Annotated in this window: 17 protein-coding genes; 8 read left to right on the top strand and 9 right to left on the bottom strand. The window is 44.0% G+C overall.

All coding sequences use genetic code 11. The features are described 5' to 3' along the window. Nucleotides 1-300 precede the first annotated feature (300 nt). Both xylA and xylB read right to left on the bottom strand, forming a co-directional pair. Nucleotides 301-1,620: a xylose isomerase gene (gene xylA, locus J8L84_RS05420; RefSeq protein ID WP_211069802.1), complete on the bottom strand. Its 1,320-nt coding sequence runs from the start codon at nt 1,618-1,620 to the stop codon at nt 301-303. Nucleotides 1,621-1,692: 72 nt separating this feature from the next. Next, entirely contained in the window at nt 1,693-3,153 is a 1,461-nt protein-coding gene (gene xylB, locus J8L84_RS05425) for a xylulokinase (RefSeq protein ID WP_211069803.1), read from the bottom strand. Nucleotides 3,154-3,325: 172 nt separating this feature from the next. On the opposite strand from xylB, the gene J8L84_RS05430 reads away from it, so the two are divergent. From J8L84_RS05430 to J8L84_RS05460, 7 genes are all read left to right on the top strand, one after another. Next, nucleotides 3,326-4,540: a DNA-binding transcriptional regulator gene (locus tag J8L84_RS05430; RefSeq protein ID WP_211069804.1), complete on the top strand. Its 1,215-nt coding sequence runs from the start codon at nt 3,326-3,328 to the stop codon at nt 4,538-4,540. Nucleotides 4,541-4,572: 32 nt separating this feature from the next. After that, complete coding sequence (locus J8L84_RS05435; protein WP_211069805.1) at nt 4,573-5,991, top strand: sugar porter family MFS transporter; 1,419 nt, start codon at nt 4,573-4,575, stop codon at nt 5,989-5,991. Between the two features lie 245 nt (nt 5,992-6,236). Then, a complete protein-coding gene (locus J8L84_RS05440) occupies nt 6,237-7,481 on the top strand; it encodes a hypothetical protein (protein WP_211069806.1) in 1,245 nt (414 codons plus the stop codon). 8 nt (nt 7,482-7,489) lie between these two features. Further along, a complete protein-coding gene (locus J8L84_RS05445; protein ID WP_211069807.1) occupies nt 7,490-7,933 on the top strand; it encodes a hypothetical protein in 444 nt (147 codons plus the stop codon). Next, a complete protein-coding gene (locus J8L84_RS05450) occupies nt 7,926-9,530 on the top strand; it encodes a sensor domain-containing diguanylate cyclase (protein ID WP_211069808.1) in 1,605 nt (534 codons plus the stop codon). Before J8L84_RS05445 ends, J8L84_RS05450 begins: the two co-directional genes overlap by 8 nt. A 459-nt stretch (nt 9,531-9,989) precedes the next feature. Next, complete coding sequence (locus tag J8L84_RS05455; protein WP_211069809.1) at nt 9,990-10,625, top strand: hemolysin III family protein; 636 nt, start codon at nt 9,990-9,992, stop codon at nt 10,623-10,625. Continuing rightward, the gene (locus J8L84_RS05460; RefSeq protein WP_211069810.1) at nt 10,622-11,137 is read left to right on the top strand and encodes a hypothetical protein; all 516 of its coding nucleotides are present in this window, start codon (nt 10,622-10,624) and stop codon (nt 11,135-11,137) included. The genes J8L84_RS05455 and J8L84_RS05460 overlap by 4 nt, the downstream gene beginning before the upstream one ends. Before the next feature lie 87 nt (nt 11,138-11,224). On the opposite strand, the gene J8L84_RS05465 is transcribed toward J8L84_RS05460, so the two are convergent. The 4 genes from J8L84_RS05465 to J8L84_RS05480 all read right to left on the bottom strand — a co-directional run bounded on the left by J8L84_RS05465 (nt 11,225) and on the right by J8L84_RS05480 (nt 14,407). Beyond that, entirely contained in the window at nt 11,225-12,136 is a 912-nt protein-coding gene (locus J8L84_RS05465) for a hypothetical protein (protein WP_211069811.1), read from the bottom strand. A gap of 16 nt (nt 12,137-12,152) precedes the next feature. Then, on the bottom strand, nt 12,153-12,875 hold the full coding sequence (locus J8L84_RS05470) for a hypothetical protein (RefSeq protein WP_211069812.1): 723 nt from the start codon (nt 12,873-12,875) through the stop codon (nt 12,153-12,155). After that, complete coding sequence (locus J8L84_RS05475) at nt 12,876-13,406, bottom strand: sigma-70 family RNA polymerase sigma factor (RefSeq protein ID WP_211069813.1); 531 nt, start codon at nt 13,404-13,406, stop codon at nt 12,876-12,878. A gap of 92 nt (nt 13,407-13,498) precedes the next feature. Next, nucleotides 13,499-14,407, bottom strand: coding sequence for a hydrogen peroxide-inducible genes activator (locus J8L84_RS05480; protein WP_211069814.1), 909 nt, complete (start codon nt 14,405-14,407; stop codon nt 13,499-13,501). A gap of 199 nt (nt 14,408-14,606) precedes the next feature. Between J8L84_RS05480 and J8L84_RS05485 the strand changes: the two genes are divergently transcribed. Next, nucleotides 14,607-15,605 (top strand): universal stress protein, encoded by a 999-nt coding sequence (locus J8L84_RS05485; protein ID WP_211069815.1) that lies wholly within the window; start codon nt 14,607-14,609, stop codon nt 15,603-15,605. Nucleotides 15,606-15,739: 134 nt separating this feature from the next. Here the strand turns inward: J8L84_RS05485 and J8L84_RS05490 are convergent, their stop codons facing one another. The 3 genes from J8L84_RS05490 to pstB form a co-directional block, all read right to left on the bottom strand. Beyond that, nucleotides 15,740-17,008 (bottom strand): inorganic phosphate transporter, encoded by a 1,269-nt coding sequence (locus tag J8L84_RS05490; protein WP_211069816.1) that lies wholly within the window; start codon nt 17,006-17,008, stop codon nt 15,740-15,742. Between the two features lie 290 nt (nt 17,009-17,298). Continuing rightward, the gene (gene phoU, locus J8L84_RS05495; RefSeq protein ID WP_211069817.1) at nt 17,299-18,015 is read right to left on the bottom strand and encodes a phosphate signaling complex protein PhoU; all 717 of its coding nucleotides are present in this window, start codon (nt 18,013-18,015) and stop codon (nt 17,299-17,301) included. A gap of 36 nt (nt 18,016-18,051) precedes the next feature. Beyond that, entirely contained in the window at nt 18,052-18,858 is an 807-nt protein-coding gene (gene pstB / locus J8L84_RS05500; RefSeq protein ID WP_057793688.1) for a phosphate ABC transporter ATP-binding protein PstB, read from the bottom strand. Between the last annotated feature and the right edge of the window lie 2 nt (nt 18,859-18,860).

The raw sequence follows: 18,860 nt of genomic DNA on the forward strand, positions 1-18,860 counted from the left end.
ACTTCACTTGGTGAATGCGACTGCACTAATCTCTGCTATCAAGGTTGTCGAGTGCTCTGTTATTAAGCGCTCTGGCATGAAACGCCCTAAACAACGGTGAGCTTGCGCCAGAGGCCGTGTACCACTAGGTAGGTGTTTTTAATTGGTATAGTAAGTATGAGTTAAAACAACATTTCATAAGCCGTTCTAGGCTAAGGGCTTTCTTATAAGAGCTTGTCAGCTAAGGCTTCTCAACTAAACACTTCTCAGCTAAAAGCAAAAAAAGCTGCCATTGGCAGCTTTTTAAGTTTTCACACCAATTTATTTGTAAATAATTCGGTTTACGTAATTCTCCAAGCCCTCTTGTTTACCAGAGACCGGCTTAGGTTCTAATCCATTGGTTTGCGCATGTTCAGCTAAAGATGCTAAAGACATATTACCATCTAGAATGTTACGCCCCACGGCTGAATCCCATTCAGCATAGCGACTTTTCACATTCTCTGAGAGTACGTCATTTGAAAGCATTTCATAGGCTTTCTTTAAACCTAGCGCACAGGTGTCCATGCCACCTATATGGCCTAAGAACAAATCTTCAGCATCTAAACTTTGGCGTCGTAATTTGGTATCGAAGTTAAAGCCCCCTGATGTGTAGCCGCCATTTTTCAATATCTCGTAGCAAATGAGGGTCATTTCTTCTACCGAGTTAGGGAATTGATCGGTGTCCCAGCCCAATTGCGGATCACCACGGTTCGCATCAATGGAACCAAAAATATCTAGCGCAAACGCTGTCGCTATTTCGTGGTGGAAAGAATGCCCAGAAAGTGTGGCGTGATTCGCTTCGATGTTAACCGCAAACTCTTTTTCTAGCCCGAACTCTTTTAAAAATCCATATACGGTAGCCGTATCGTAGTCGTACTGATGCTTAGTAGGCTCTTGCGGCTTTGGCTCGATGAGCAATAGCCCTTTAAACCCAATTTTGTGTTTATGCTCAACAACCATATTCATGAAGCGACCAAACTGCTGACGCTCTCGTTTAAGATCTGTATTTAGCAGTGTCTCATAGCCCTCTCGACCACCCCACAATACATAGTTCTCACCACCAAGCGCCTTTGTTGCATTCATGGCGTGATAGACTTGGGTCGCGGCACGAGCGAATATTTCTGGGTTCGGGTTTGTTGCAGCGCCAGACATATAACGTGGGTGGCTAAATACATTTGCTGTACCCCAAAGTAACTTCATACCCGTCTCGTCTTGCTTACGGGCAAGCACATCTGTCATCTCTGAAAGATTGCGAATGTATTCGTTGACTGAATCACCTTCAGGTGCGACATCAATATCGTGAAAGCAGTAGAAAGGTGCGCCTAGCTTTTCAAAAAAAGAAAAGGCCACATCGGCTTTTTGCTTGGCACGCTCCATGGGATCGCCCGCTGCAAGCCAAGGTCTATTGAACGTACCAGCGCCAAATACGTCAGCACCATCCCAACAGAAATTATGCCAATAGCACGCCGCAAACCGCAGGTGCTCTTCCATCGTTTTCCCACCAATCTCTTCTTTCGGATTATAATGTTTGAAGGCAAGAGGGTTTGTCGATTCTGCACCCTCATACTTTATGGCTGGGATATTTTCGAAGTAGTTATTCATATTTTTTTCCTTTCTCTAGAATGCGTAAAAAATGACAATAGGATTTTAATTTTATGTGGCTCGCGTGCGTTGCTACGAGAAAAAAGGCTCTACTGCGTAATAAAGTTCTCTGAATTGTTGGCGCTTGATGAGGTATGCATTGTGAATTTCTTTCTGAGGTGTGTATGACGCCTCAAGATTCGGCTTAAAACAAACTTCACTGGGTGATAAATCCGGGTTGGCAGCAAGCTTTGCTAATCGTGCTGCGCCCAATGCTGGCCCGACATCGCCACCCTCTCGGTACTCTAAGTCGTACCCGCTAATGTCACTGAGAAGCTGTCGCCAGAATATACTTTTAGCGCCCCCTCCAATGAGACTAATAGACGTTGTCGTCACGCCACTTTGGTGTACGGCATCAATGCCATCTGCAAGCGCCATTGATACTCCTTCAATAACAGCGCGAGCCATATGTACACGGCGAGTCGAAACAGATACTCCAAAGAATGCGGCCTTTGCTGCTGGGTTATTGTGAGGTGTTCTTTCACCTGTTAAGTAAGGTAAAAATAGTGGGATTTGAGTATCTAAGTGGGAAGTATTATTCTGCACGTCTGTAATCATTTCGGCTACATCTTCGTAGCCACTTTGCATGCAATACCATTCTAAACAACTTGCCGCACTGAGCATGACGGACATCATGTGCCACCTGTCGGGCAATGCATGACAGAAACTATGAACAGCTTGAGCGGTATTTACTGAAAATCTGTCGGTAACGGCGAAATAAACCCCAGAGGTTCCAAGTGACAACATGGCGTGTCCTGGCTCAAAAATACCACAGCCTATCGCACCGGCGGCATTGTCCCCTGCGCCACCTGCAATCACGACATCATGCATCCCCCAACGCTTAGCCAGTGTAGCTTTCAGTGTGCCGGTGACTTCATTTCCTTCAAAAAGTGCGGGCATATTATCAATACTGAGACCACATGCAGCGAGTAACACTTCATCCCATTGACGAGTCTCGGTATTTAGCCACATGGTGCCGGCAGCATCGGACATATCAGAAGCAAACTCGCCGCAGAGTTGATACCTTAAAAAATCTTTGGGTAGTAGTACTTTTCTTACTTTCGCAAATACCTCGGGTTCGTACTTTTTAACCCAAAGCAGCTTTGGTGCAGTAAAGCCCGCCATAATAATGTTGCCAGTGCGCATAGCTGAATCAGGTACGGCCTTGCTTAGCTCCTCACATTCGGCAACGCAACGTCCGTCGTTCCACAAAATTGCAGGTCTTAGCACGTTTCCTGACTGGTCAAGCAATGTTGCGCCGTGCATCTGTCCACTTAAACCTATTGATTTAACGTTGGACAATTTAATCTGTTTAGATAACTCATCCAAACAATCGCACGTTGCCTGCCACCACTCGCCAGCATCTTGTTCGGACCATAACGGCTTAGGCATGGATATATTAAGCGGTCTACTTACTGAGACCTCAATTACCCCCTCCTCATCCATTAACACTGTTTTTACACTGGATGTGCCTAAATCTATTCCTAAGTACATAGTCTTTCCGCGTTTATATGTGGCTATGTCTTAAATATTGATTATTAAAAGCGTCAATATCAATTATGAAATTTTGTAATCGTTTTGTTAATTACCGCTTAGTCGTTTAGTATATTTAAAACCAATAAACGTAATGAAATTTACGTAATTTGTTTATATGCAGGAACTAATTATGGTTGAAAAAGCGCACAGTATTACGCTGCTTTTAAATGCAAGTAAGATATTTGATAGGCAGATAATTGAAGGTATCGGAAGCTATCTACAATCATCAAATGCCGATTGGGATTTGTATTTAGAAGAAGACTTTTTAACTCGTCTTGAACATTTCGAAGAGTGGAGTGGCGACGGCGTTATTGCAGACTTTGACAACCCTGCTATCGAACAAGCGCTGAGTAACACCAAAGTACCGGTAGTGGCGATAGGTGGCTCTTACCAAGATGACGCTAGCTATCCAAATGTGCCCTATGTAGCAACAGACAATTACGCTTTAGTGGAAGCGGCTTTCAATCATTTGCGGCACAAGGGAATTGAAAGGTTTGCATTCTACGGCTCGCCAATCAGTAAAGCGCAGAGATGGGCACAAGAAAGAGAGCAAGCCATGCTGTCTCTCGCGAAACATTATGGCTACGAATGCTATGTTTATCGGGGTCATGCAGTAAGAGCCGAAACGTGGCAGTATTCTCAGAAGCGCCTAACCGATTGGCTCAAAAGCCTGCCCTCACCCACCGGTATAGTGGCGGTGACAGACTCCCGCGCGCGCCACTTACTTCAGGCGTGCGACCACCTTGGCTTTCTTATTCCCGAAAGATTTGCCGTCATAGGCATTGACGACGATGAACTAACACGCTTTTTAAGCAGAGTTAGCTTAACGTCTGTGCGACAAGGCAGCTTGGAAATGGGGTATCAGGCAGCGCGATTACTACATAAGCAATTAAACGGAACGTTAATAAAAAATAAGCAATTGCTAGTGCCACCTGTAACGGTAGCAGAGCGTCAGTCTACCGACTTCAAAGCGATTAAAGATCCACTTGTGATGCAAGCATCCCACTTCATACACATGAATGCGTGTAAGGGAATTAAAGTAGACCAGGTGCTAGATCATGTAGGCATCTCGAGATCTAACTTGGAAACGCGATTTCGGGAAGAAAGAGGCCACAGCATTCATACAGAAATACACAACGAGAAACTAAACCGCGCATGTCAAATGCTCAAAGAAACTGATGCTAATAGTGGTGATATAGCCCAGCGATGCGGCTACCCGTCAGTTCAGTATATGTATGCCTTATTTCGAAAGCACTTTGATAAAACACCCGTTGAGTACCGCCAGGATTCACAGCCAAATCATTTTGAAAATGAGCCTTGCTCGCCAGTCATAAAAGTCATTTGAAATCGGAACCTCACCTTAAAGAGAATAATAATATGGACACTACAACAAATATTGACCTGCCTATCGAAGCCTCGGGTAATGGCTTCGTTTTATTTATTACTATCGTGGCTACCATAGGGGGCTTCTTATTTGGGTTCGATAGCGGGGTCATTAACGGAACGGTAGAAGGGCTAAGCGTCGCGTTTCAATCACAGAGCGTCGGTACAGGATTTAATGTATCCAGCATGCTACTTGGGTGTGCAGTAGGTGCATTTTTTGCCGGTCGCTTAGCTGATAGATACGGAAGAAAGTCATTGCTCCTTGTCGCAGCGGTCTTTTTCCTTATCAGCGCTTGGGGCTCAGGTATAGCAGGTAGCGGGTTAGAATTCGTTTTATTTCGCATTATTGGAGGCCTTGCTGTAGGTGCTGCGTCGGTCATGGCACCGGCTTACATTGCAGAAGTCTCACCGGCAAAGTATCGCGGTACGCTTGCGTCTATTCAACAAATAGCCATTATTAGTGGCTTGTTCGCCGCTTTTCTAAGTAACTATTTTCTTGCCGACTATGCATCAGGCTCTACGCAAGTGCTTTGGTTAGACTTTGAAGCTTGGCGTTGGATGTTCTGGATGGAAATCATCCCAGCGTTGCTTTTTTTCCTGATGTTACTTTTTATACCAGAGAGCCCTCGCTTTTTAGTGGTTAAGAAAAAAACAGCGCAAGCGAGTGAAGTATTGCGCAAACTTTACGGGGCTAGTGGACAAAATAAACTGGCAGAAATTGAAGCCTCTTTGTCGCAAGATCATAAACCACAATTAAAAGACCTTATCCATAAAAACTCTGGAAAAGTAAGGTCAATCGTTTGGGTAGGGATTGGGCTAGCTGCACTTCAACAGTTAGTCGGCATAAACGTTGTTTTCTATTACGGAGCCGTATTGTGGCAAGCGGTTGGCTTTTCAGAAGCAGATGCACTACTTATTAATGTTATAAGCGGGGCTATCAGCATTGCTGCATGTGTTGTGGCGTTATCTGTTATTGACAAAATTGGAAGAAAACCACTGCTAAAATGGGGCTCTATAGGCATGACAGTGTCTCTTGCCGTGGTCACGTTAGCGTTCCTAAATTCAGAACAACATGTTGATGGAAGGTTGGCGTTGAATAACTGGGGGCCTGTTGCACTTATCGCTGCCAATCTTTATGTTTTCTGCTTCAACTTTTCATGGGGCCCGGTAATGTGGGTGATGCTAGGCGAAATGTTCCCAAACCAGTTAAGAGGCTCTGGCTTGGCCGTAAGTGGGTTAGTGCAGTGGTTTACTAATTTTGTTATCACCTGGTCTTTCCCAATGCTTCTTGCGGGAATAGGGCTTGCGGGTGCTTACGGTCTGTATGCTTTCTTTGCCTTGCTGTCTATCGGCTTCGTCCTTCGTTATGTTTACGAAACAAAGGGCTTAGAATTAGAAGAAATGAAGGGGTAACCGCTCCGGTGCCTGTATATTCACGGCCGGTTTTAGGAACAAAAGGCGCTACTGGTAAGTTCATACGCTCTTATTTGGTTTATTAATATTTACAATATGATGTAAGTAAGGAAAAAACGGCTGATTTATCAGTCGTTTTTTTTCGTTTCTTTACTATGCTTGAAGTAGCAACAATACTAAAACTTAAGAGCTTACAGGGTGTGTTGGACCACCTTCCACGCTAGGCAAGATAAAGGTAAAGATAAATGATAAAAAAGCAGTTTTCTCTCATTGCAGTAATGATGAGCTTGCTGACAACTTTTAGCGTTTTAGCCGAACAAGAAAAACTCAAAATTAGCGGGTTTGGTACGTTAGCTTCAGCAACCGCCGATACTCGAACTTATCAATTCCGTACCGACCGCTCACAGGCAGAGGCAGCTAAAAAAGACGGTTTGGCCTTTAAACCTTTGAGTTTAATTGGCTTGCAAATCGACTACAGCTTTTCAGCTAACCTCGATTTTGTTGGCCAATTTGTTTATCGAGAACAAGATGAACAAAACCTAGATTCCATTGCGCAAATGGCCTTTCTAAGATACGACATCACGCCTTCATGGCAAGTAAGAGCTGGAAGACTCGCCGCCGATATCTTTCACTTTAGTGATACCAGAGACGTCTCGATTGCTTATCCTTGGGTGAAAGTGCCTACAGAAGTTTATGGCATTGTGCCAGCCCGAAGTTTTGATGGAGCGGATATCAGCTACCTCAAACCCTATCGCGATTTTAATTTACTAATCAAAACCTTCTGGGGCCAAGGTGAAAGCGACTATACCAGAAACGATTATAGCCCAGTAATCTTTAATGATTTGCGCTCTGTAGGTATTGAACTTGCCTCATTTGATTGGAGTGTTGCATTTAAACACACACGAATTGAAGCTGAAAATGATAACGCAGATATAGCATTTGTTACCTCTAGTGTGGAACAGTTACAGCCGTTCTGGAGTGGTGCCACCGCCTTCGCAGATTCATTGAGCTTACGCGGTGCGTCTATTCAATACACCTCTGTTTATTTAAATCGCTACCTCGGCGACTGGGAAGTCTCTGGGGAGCTATCTCATATCGATTCTGACTCAATTGCATTACGGGACTCTTTGAACGGCTTTTTAAATATAAGCTATTTCTATGGAGCACATACTTTCTATGGCTTATTTTCATTCTCAAAAACAGACACCTATTACTTAAGTGAAGAACAGCCCGGCTTTCCCATTAACGCAAATACAGCCGAGTTAGCCGTTTATGTGGAAGAAGTCGCTAGTACGTTGGCTCATTATCAACATTCGCTCTCGTTAGGGTGGCGTTGGGATGTAAAAGAAAATTTAGCCTTTAAAGTACAAGTTGAAAGAACCGATATAGAAGCGAGAGGCGGCGGCCTTAGAGCCCGAGATGGGTTAGTTGTTGATAGTGGGGACGACGTTGCACATACCCTGTTCCTCGCACTAAACTTTAGCTTTTAGGGGGGGATATGAAACTTTATCGCCTCAGCTCTCTTATTTTTACTGCATTAATAGCCTTTCACAGCTTCACTTGCTTTGCGTACACGCCAGATAAGATTGTCGTCGTTACAAATAAAAAAAACGACGTGGAAGTATTGGATAAAAAAGGCTTAATTAATCTCTTTATGGGCAAGTACTCTGCGTTTCCAAACGGAAAACAAGCTACGCCCATCGACATTGAAGTCGAGGCTAAACTTAAAGCGCAATTTTACGAGGCATTAGTCGGCTTGCCTCCCGCTCGCGTTAATGCCTATTGGGCTAGATTGAAGTTTTCCGGTCGGGTTAAACCACCTGAAATCGAACTGACAATAGATGACGTTAAACAGCGACTCGAAAAGGATGAATCGGCCTTAGCTTACATTTATGAGTCGTCTGTTACCGACAAGATGAAGGTAGTGTATCGCTTTGATTAATATTCGTGGTCTAGGTTTTCGTTTTGCGCTTTTCTTGGTGGCTGCCGCCATGTTGGTGGTTTTTACCACCGCGGAGTTTTTTTATCGCGTCACGTACGAGAACGAGATCACTGAAGCGAACTACGATATCGAAGAACTCTATCGAACCGTTGGTGCAACCGCGTCCATAGCTTCATTTCTAGAAGAAGAAGATTTAGCCAAAGAGGCGATAAATGGGTTGGTTAAGAGTGAAAAAATTCTTGCAGCATCTATCAGAAGTGACGCTTTGTATTACCAGCTTAACGTTACCGATGCGATTAACAAAGGCACTGAACCTCGGGTATTTTTAGTTCGACACCCTTTCATACCCGAAGAATCGTTAGCGGAAGTTAACATATACCCAAACTTTGACCATATCATCCATCAAGCCGAGAAAATCAGTACCGACAATAGCTATTCCCTATACGTAGAAGCGCTTGTAGTCGGTATTGTTGCCTTGATCATTACTTACTACATCATTATTTCACCCATGCTTCGTGTGGGGCGTTCACTACATGAAATTACCCCAGGTACAGCGCAGCGTATTACTGTGCCTGATTACCACACTGACAGTGAAATTGGTGCATTAGTGCATGATACCAATCAGCTGCTAGGCAAAGTTGAAGAACAGTTCTCTCAAGAACGGCAATTAAGAGAAGAAATAGAATTTCTGGAAAAGCGTTTTAGGATGCTTTTTGAAAATGCGAAGTCAGCCACGGTATTAATGACTGAAAAAGGCATAATTGAACTTAGAAATAAGGCTTTTATCGACCTCGTTATAAAAATCGGTCTCGAAGAAAAACAGGACTATGGCGAACTATTAGAAGAGTTATTTGAAAACCCTGCTGCAATAAAAACCTCACTTCCAGAGGCATTTTCGCGTAACGAGTTTGCCACGGGCGAATTCAAATTGAAGTCAGGAGCCAATAAAACCGCCATTTGGGTTCAGTTGATTGCCAGCCCATTAATTACTGACGACGGGGAGCGTTTTTATCAAATCACCTTCAACGATATTTCAACGCGAAAACGTGAACTGCAAAATCTGGCATTGCAGGCGGACTTCGACTCACTAACCGGAATATACAATCGAAATGGCGGTGAGAAGCTTATTGCTAAGTTGATGAACAAAGGACACCACTTTGCACTAGTGTTAATTGACCTAAACGGATTTAAAGCCGTGAATGATATTTTCGGTCACGATGCGGGCGATGAAGTGCTTATTTTTGTATCTGAGCAATTAAGAGACAAAATCCGTAAAGTTGATGTGGCGGTCCGCTGGGGCGGAGATGAATTTGTACTGCTTTTACAGGCTGAAGACGAAGAGTCTGTTGAAACAGTCATATCTAAGGTGAATGAAGGGGTGAAGCAGCCGTTTTATTTTAATGATGATACTACCCCCACAGTGGTCTCTATGAGCGTGGGCGTGGCGTTTTACCCTCGCATGAGTCGCAATAAGAATACCTTAATAAAGTTGGCAGATATCGCTATGTATAAAGCTAAGCAAAATAAGATAGTTGCCCCAGACGACTATCTGATTTTTGCTGAACCTGAAGGATTAGATAGCAGCAATAACCAGTAAAACGACGTTAATTGAGTTTACCGCTTTACCAACAGTGTTCCCCCTCCCAAATAGCTAATTTAAATACTTCTCCTTAATCGCTAGCTCAGACAACCTAAATATCTGGGTCAAATGCCTAATCTTAATACCTAACGTTAATATTTAACTCTAATGCCTAACCTTTAGACTTAAACAAGACGCTGCGTTGGATACTTTTGCTGATTGCCATTCACACGCTATGAGATACGTGGCGAATACTTTTATTATCTAAGATACTAAAAACCACGTTTTCATCATCGCGCCATTTAAAATTGTGATACTCGCTGACTACGCTTCTGTTACACTTGAGCGAACAAGTGTACGCTGAAAGCGTGTGCGCTATATGAATGACAAGCGCCGAGATACCGAAGTGTTAATAAGCACGAAGCAGTACACATGAATCATTATGGGCGCTAGATTAAAACAGAGTTGGAGGAAGTCATGACAAGCATTACGGCAAAAGCCTATTCTGTATTAGAAGAATGGCTTAATAGTATTAGTCATGGTGTGGGTTTTATTGCTGCCATAGTAGGTATGGTGTTTTTACTCAACCGCGCAGACAACACCCTAACCATTAGCGCCGCCGCAATATACGGCGCTACGCTCATTCTTATGTTTTTGAGCTCTACCCTTTACCATGCAACATCGCACCATAGAGCAAAGGGTTGGTTGAAACTATTCGACCACAGCGCAATATATTTATTGATAGCGGGTACTTACACACCTTTACTATTAGTGTCGATTGGAGGTGTGCTCGGAATTACTATGACAGCGGTAATTTGGTGTTTGGCACTGGGTGGTGTGGCCTTTAAACTTGTTGCGCAGCACCGCTTTCCAAAAATATCCGTGATGACTTATTTGTTGATGGGGTGGATTGCCATTGGCCTTATTTACCCGCTTTATATTGCGCTACCCAGTGCTGGATTGTGGTTACTGGTCGCGGGTGGTTTATGCTTCAGCCTTGGGGTGTGTTTTTATGTGGCGAAAAAGGTAAAATACACCCATGCTATCTGGCATGTATTCGTATTGGGCGGGTGCAGCTGCCATTACTTCTCAATATATTATTATGTGGTATGAATAAAATCGAATCATCATCTGTATCTAAAGGGGCAAATAGCCAAACTTCCTTGGCGTGGTTTTCACTTAGCGCGGGAAAAATCTGTCTGGGACAAAAACCGACATCAGACACCTATGCAAGGTTGAAAGGGTTGGGTGTTAGCCACCTTGCCACGGTACAAACCGGTGAGGAAGATGCCCCAATTATTCGCGATGGTGCTAAAGCTGCTGGGTTAGAATGGATTTGGCTGCCTTTTTTGCATCCTTCCGCAGAATCACCTACCGATGATGTTCACTTGCATCAATATCTACACGAACTGTCGCAAATGCTAGCTGAAGGTGCCAGCGTGTATTTACACTGTGATGGTTCACAGCATCGCTGTAGCCTACTGTTTTATGCCTTGTGTCATTACTGTCGTGTGCCTTCAAACAGTGCCTACAGCGCATTGCATAGCTTTGGAGCAAATTCGGCGAATGGGTTGTCGCGCGGTGAACTACAATGGGCGGCAGAGCTTGGTCATACCGCCCCTTAACGTCGCTTTGTTCTCGGTTCGCGCTGTTAGTTAAACGCCGATGTCGAAGCCATAGCTTATGGGTTTAGCTAAAAGCTAAAGCTACAGTTAGAACGTGTAGATAGTGGCACTGGTCAATAGCGCTTCAGCATCAATCCGCTCTTGCACGCAGGCTTTTATATCCGCTTTGCTAAACACATAAATTCGGTCGTGTTTGTTGTTGTCATCGCCGTATTCAAAGTCTTTCAATATCATGCTGACGTGCTCTCCTTCAGGTAACCCCCGAAGTCCTGAGCCGAATCGGCAAAATGTGCTGCCAATACTGGCTTCAAAATTAGCCAAAAATGAACGATAAGCTTGCTGACGGCTCTCCTTTTGTTTAGCTAGCTTCGCCTGTTGCTCACCTTCTAATTGACGCGCTTGCTCTTCCATTTCCGCCGACTGAGCGCTTATGGATGCTAAAGATGACTCGAGTTCCTGCATTTCTTTTTGAAGCGCTTCTTTTCTATCATCGTCGGCTTGTCGTAACTCAAAAGACACATCGCGCTTGCGGCGCTCTAGCTCGCGGGTTTCCCATGCTAATTCTCTAGAGCGAGAGCGGATATCACGTATTTGGTCGTGGTTATCTTCAAAAACTTTGGCAATTCGACGGCTTGCTTCTCCAGCAAAATCTTCCCATTCACGACTTAGCTCAAAAACAATACCACCACCTTCTGGGGCAACCGGTGCTGCTGGAGGAGTTGGCATGCCTTCCACCATGGTTTCAATATCGCGGATCCAATCAGCACTTTTGCCACGAACAGATAGGGTAAACACTGCCCCCTGGCCTGCCAGATAGCTACTTTCTAGTCGCGATACCCGCCACCCTTTTGGGTTGGCGTTTTGACGAAACGCGGTGTTCATTACGCCCGACATAATTTCCAATTCATCTGACAAAGAATCATATGAAGTGGCATTGCTTTGTGCAAAGGTTAAGGTACTAACACTCGTTAGTAAGCATAAATATAATAGTCTTCTCATAAGGGCTACCTATTGGTTATTCGTCTTCTGTAGACACTGAATTTGAATTGGGAAGCACAACGCTATACCCCATACCTATGCCATCAATTTCATCTTGTAATTTACTGAACTGACGGGCGTAAAATCGCTGATCATCAATACGCTGATCGTTAATAAATTGAAGTAACTCAGCAAAATCTTGCTTACGTGCATCTCGACTAGAAGCCAATAAATACTGAGTTAGATCGGCACTCGTCTGCTGTTGCTGTACCGCAAGTGATTGCGCATATTCTTTAAACAACACTTGATTCGCTTCTTGGTACATTTCCCGCTGTTTTTCTACTTGCTGCTGCACTTGCACACGTACTTGCTCAGCAACCAAGTTCGATAGCTGCTCAGCATTCACAGTGTTTGGTGCCTTAGCCGTTAATGACTTCCCATTATCTTTATTGGGCATACCCGTAAACACTAATACAATAGCAACGGCTGATAGCGCACAAGCCAGTGCGGGGAAGCCTTGCCACTGAAACCAGCTCGATTTATCTTGTGCCGGAAATAGCTGCGCTTTATTCCAATCAGGCACTGGAGGTGTAACAAATTCACTGGCGCTGCCAGCCAGTAAACTGGCATTATCAGCCGCCGCCGCAAAAACGCTATCTTGGGCGTATTTTTTAGAAAACGAGGCTTTTTGTTCTTCGGTAAGACTGTTTGTTACCCACGCGATAATTAATGCTTCATTGCTATGGTCAGGTTGATTCATTTATTCCAACTCCAACTTTAATTTGGTTAGTGCGCTATACAAACGCGACTTGGCAGTATTCACTGAAATATCCATTTGCTCTGCAATTTCTTCAAAGGTGAACTGCCCAAAGAATTTGAGCTCTACCACGGCTTTTTGTGTCAACGGCAAAGCCTGCATAGCTTGCGTTACCGCCCGACTTTGGCGGTCGCTCGTAAGCTGCATTTCAGGGCATGATGTCTCGCATAAAGGCTCTGGAATATCATCAATGTCGGTAAAGGCTTTTCGCTTTCGGTACAACTCCATGCATCGGCAATGTGCTATACGATACAGCCAGCTTTTAAACGTGCCGTCGCCGCGATAATTCGCTAGGCTTCGATAAACCGAGACAAAGATATCCTGCATCAAATCAGAGGCGTCATGGCTACTTCCGGTCATGCGAATACCGTATTGGTACATGGCCGTTTCATAGCGTGAAATAAGCGTGAACCACGCTTTTCTATTGCCTTTTAATGCTTGTTGTACGAGCTTTTCATCCCGTTTTATGAACACTGCGTTCCCCGCGATATAGGTGTTTTTTATATTCCCTACTCTTAGAGTCGAAGCAGTGGGCGAAAAAGTTTGAAACTTTTTCGCCAAAAACATTATTTAAGGGTGGGGACAGGTAGAAGTGGAGAGATGATTTCGCCAATACGACGGAACAATTGCATACGCGTGGTGCCTGAACGCCACACTAAACCTATTTCTCTAAAGCCTTGCTCTTCGGCGGCAAAACTTTTTAAGTTGGTATGAGCCAAGATAGATTGGTTAATGGCAAGCTCGGGTAAGAAGGTATAACCCATTTTACTGTTTGCTAGCTGAACCAAGGTGTACAAGCTGCTGGCCGCTACCGAGCTAATTTGGTCACTGTGCTGCAGGTTGCACGCGCTTACCGCGTGGCCGGTCATACAGTGCTCTTGTTGCAGCAAGAAAATACTTTTCTTGGGTAAAGAAGCGATATCGACGGGGTCGGGCAGTTTGTCAGCCATTTCTTCATGGGCCACAAGATGGAACGGGTCGTGCCCCAATACCATTTGCTTACATCCAGGGGTCTCCATGGGTAACGCTAAAATAAGTAAATCTAATCGCCCATCGATTAACTGCTGAAGCAGCTTTTCTGTGGTGTCTTCTTGCATCTCTACGTTGATGTCAGGCAAGAATGCGTTAAATGCTCCCAGCATACCTTCAAATAAAAAGGGCGCGATGGTTGGGATAACCCCCAACTTAAGTGTACCTCGTTGCCAATTTCCCGCATTTTGTGCGTATTCCACCAGCTCACCGGCTTCTTGCAGCAACAACTTGCTTCGCTCAACTATATCTAACCCCAAAGAAGTAAACACAAAAGTTTTGTGTTCCCGTTCAAGCAACTGGCTACCAAAATGTTCTTCTAGGTTTTGAATTGCCGTGCTCAATGTAGATTGGCTTACATTACAGCGCTGGGCAGCCCGGTGAAAATGCTGCTCTTGATATAGGGTAACTAGGTAATGTAAGTGTTTGAGATTAGGCCACTTCATAACAACTCTTTACTGATTAGAAAATTAAGTTTTAATCTAGCACAAAGATTACAAAGACCCAATAAGAATACGGTTATTACCCTTTTATGAAATCGACCTTTGTTATGATGTAAATCATGCTTTCAAGGTAGCAAGCATGCAATTCAAGCGTTAGGATGAAGTATAAGAACATATAGCGCATTAATAGCTAAGGATTTCTATGGACAGCCATTTTACTAATATTTTATGTGTACTTAGTGACTCACACCGACAAGACGATGTAGTTGCCCAGGCCATTCATATTGCAAAGAGTAATCAAGCATCTTTAACTATCATGCTTACCTTAGAAGCTTTGCCGCCTAATGCCAATATGGTAATGGAGTCTTTTGCCTATATTGACTCACACCAATCTATGGAGTCTCAGGCAAAACATTGGCTAACTGAGCAGGAAGAAACCTGGTCGAAAGAGTACCCCGTGCAAACCGTGGTTAAAATTGGTCACCCACTGATTGATATTGTAACTGACGTGCTAAGGCACGATTACGACTTGGTTATTAAACGAAGTGAAGAAGGCTTTTTAGACCGCCTATTTGGTGGGCTAGATATACGCTTGTTTCGTAAATGCCCCTGTCCGGTTTGGGTGTTGAGTAAGAAGAGCCGTAGCCAATATAAAAACGTGGTGGCGGCACTCGATTTAAATTACCACTACCCTAAACACGAAATCTCAATTCGTAAAAAGCTGAATTTAGACATATTACGTCATGCTGCCCGCATCGCCATGTTGGAGTTTGCGCAGCTTCATATTGTGCACGTTTTTGATGCGGTTCCTGAGAACATTGTACGAGATGGTTTTATTAGCGTAGACAACGACCAAATGGAAACCGATCTCGCAAAAATTCATGATGAAAGAGAGCAAGCCCTTGAATCGTTATTGAGCGAATTAGAAAGTGAGCTAGCTCCTGACATTATTGATTTCTTGCAACCTGAAAAACATATCGTGCATGGGTACCCTCGAAGAGAAATAGCGGCTACCACAAAATCACTTAACACTGATGTGATTGTTATGGGTACAGTGGCTCGCATTGGGGTGCCAGGCTTTATTATGGGCGGTACGGCAGAAGAGACTATTCAACAACTTAACTGCGCTGTGGTAGGCATTAAGCCTGAAGGGTTTGACTCTCCCATCAAGCTTGATGAATCTGAACAAGCTGAAGAATAAGCGCTTAAAAGTAGCCACTTAAGCGCAAGTCATACAAAAAGCCGAGGCTACCGCGCTAGTCAAAAATAAGCGTTATTTAGAAAAACAAAAACCGCGTTTAACGCGGTTTTTTGTTTTCAAATTTTAATAGGCAATTAAACGCCGAAGGCTGCCTTTAGTGCGAAGAAGAAAATAATAGAAAGGATAGCACCTGCAGGCAGGGTAACAATCCACGACACCACGATATTTCTTACTATCCCAAGATTAAGCGCAGACACCCCTCTAGCAAGCCCCACACCTAATACTGCACCTACCAAGGTTTGCGTAGTCGAAATAGGAAGGCCAGTGCCTGACGCTATCACAACCGTAGTGGCGGCGGCTAATTCAGCGGCGAAACCACGGCTTGGTGTAAGGTGAGTAATACCTTGGCCGATAGTTTTAATTACGCGATGACCGAATATAGCTAAACCAAGCACAATACCTAAGCCACCAAGCGGTAAGATCCACCATGCTAGGTTGGCACTAGCATTAATTTCACCGCCAGATGTCACCACACTCACTACCGCAGCCAATGGCCCAATAGCGTTAGCAACATCATTTGAACCATGGGCAAAAGCCATACAGCAGGCAGTAACAACCATCAGTAAGGCGAACACTTTTTCCACATTAGCAGCTTGTAAATCAGCGTCTTCTGAACCACTGAACTTCATACGGCCAATAAACCATTTACCAACTATGGCCAACACAATAGCGATAATCACAGCCAATATATAACCGTTAACAGCGCTCACTTCCAAGCCTACATGCTTTAGTCCTTTTTTAATGGTAACGAGCGACATAATGAAGCCTGCTAGTGCCATATAAAACGGAACATAACGCTTGGCATTTTCAAACGGAGATTTGGTTTCAAAGATAAGTTTATGGGCGCTCATGAAGATGAGATAAGCAATAATGCCCGAGATAGCTGGCGTTACTACCCAACTACCAACAATACCACCTACTTTACCCCACGCTACCGCGTCCATACTTACGCCAGTTGCGGTGAAACCGATAATAGCGCCAATAATAGAGTGAGTGGTAGATACAGGCCATCCCAACCAAGATGCAAAGGCTAACCATATACCCGCTGCAAACAAGGAAGAAATCATACCGAGCACAAGGTACTCAGGGATAGCAGAAAAATAATCTGGATCAATAATACCTTTACGTATGGTAGAGGTAACTTCCCCACCCGCTAAGTATGCTCCGGCGAATTCAAAAACCATAGCAATAATAATTGCCTGTTTTATCGTTAACGCTTTAGAACCAACAGATGTTCCCATTGCATTGGCGACGTCATTTGCACCAATACCCCAAGCCATAATGAAGCCGACACCGGCAGCAAGGAGAATAAGAATGAGACCATAACTCTCGAAAAATTCCACGGATAACCGCTCCTGATCTTTACGCGATTTAAGCTAGCTACTGCCACATCACCCGACAAATATGCGGCTGTGATGTAGACAAAAAATGATAGTTACACGGCAAAACGTTTCTTAGCATAGGCTTAGATTATTTTTTGCACGAATTATACTTTGCTGCGGCGCATGATAGCGTAATCGTCTGCAGAGCCATAGTGAAAATCTACGAAAAAACAGAAAACGCAACGGAATTAAATTCATACGATGATAATTTGGGCAAGTATTGCGGTTTTGTGACAGTTTTTGACCAATTTTTAAGTCAAATCTTCTAACTTTTGGTGAATGTTTTCTAGTGGCGTATGCCTTACATCTGTCCCTCTGGTTAAATAAACCACGTATTCGCACACGTTTTTACACCTATCGCCAATACGCTCTAATGAACGCATAGCCCACAATACGTCTAGCCAGTCTTGCATATCTTCTGTGGTTTTTTCCATTTCTGTGGTGGTGTAAGTGAGTAAGCGTTTATACTCGCTGTCTATTCGGTTGTCTTGTTTATATACCGCCAAGGCCGCACTTTCATCCTGACGCGCAAAGGCATCGAACGTACCCCGCATCATCGCCGCTACTCGTTCGCCGATTAACAACATGCTGCTTTTGATAGTGTCAGAGCTAGGTAATTTGTTGCGGGTGACCAGCTTAGCAATACGTTCTATTTCATCGCCCATTCTTTCAATGTCAGTAATGGCTTTAGATATGGTCATGATTAGGCGAAGATCGCTTGCGGTAGGATGGCGCTTGGCAATAATCCGAATACATTCTTCGTCTATCTGAATTTCCATAGAATTAATCTTAAGGTCATTCAACACCACTTTTTCAGCCAAGCCAGGGTGATTTAATTTAAGCGCTTTTAAGGTATCTAGTAATTGCTGCTCTACTTCGCCGCCCATGGTTAACACCGAGTTTCTTAAGTTTTCTAACTCGATATTAAAGGTTCCGGAAATATGGGTATTCAGTGCAACCTGACGCATCGTATCGCTCCTATTCGCTACTGCTGATTTGGCTCATTAGCCGTAGCGGCCAGTAATATAATCTTCAGTCTGTTTCTTCTCTGGCATGGTAAATAGCGAATCGCTGTCTGCGTATTCAACCAATCGCCCCTGATGGAAAAACGCCGTGTAATCTGAAACTCGAGAGGCTTGCTGCATATTGTGGGTAACAATCACGATGGTACAACGCTTCTTAAGCTCAGCCATTAATTCTTCAATAAACAAGGTCGTTAATGGGTCGAGCGCCGAGGTAGGCTCATCTAGTAACAAAATATCGGGTTTCAGGGCTAGTGCTCTGGCAATAACTAAGCGCTGCTGCTGACCGCCTGATAACGCATTAGCCGATTCAAACAATCTGTCTTTAACTTCATCCCATAATGCTGCTTCTTTTAATGCACTTTCTACTGCATCGTCTAAGTGGCGTCGGGTTTTAATGCCTTGCAGGCGAAGCCCGTAACAAACATTATCGTAAATACTCATGGGAAAAGGGTTAGGCCGCTGAAATACCATACCTACCTGCGTACGTAGCCGCGATACGTTCACCTTTTTACTATTGATATTACGACCACCAATAATAATTTCGCCTTCGTATTTGCAGCCGTCGTACAAATCGTTAAGCCTGTTAAAGCAGTTTACTAGGGTAGATTTTCCGCACCCACTTTGTCCGATTAATGCGGTGATCTTATTTTTTGGAATACGCATTGAAATGTCGTTAAGCACATGCTTATTTCCAAACCATAAATTGAGGTTACGCACATCGATAGCCGTGGTGTCATCTGTGATGTCAGCCACGTTGAGCGTATTGCGTTCAAACAACTTCAGCATGT

It is taken from the genome of Alteromonas sp. MMG017 (assembly GCF_018100795.1).
Classification (GTDB): domain Bacteria; phylum Pseudomonadota; class Gammaproteobacteria; order Enterobacterales; family Alteromonadaceae; genus Alteromonas.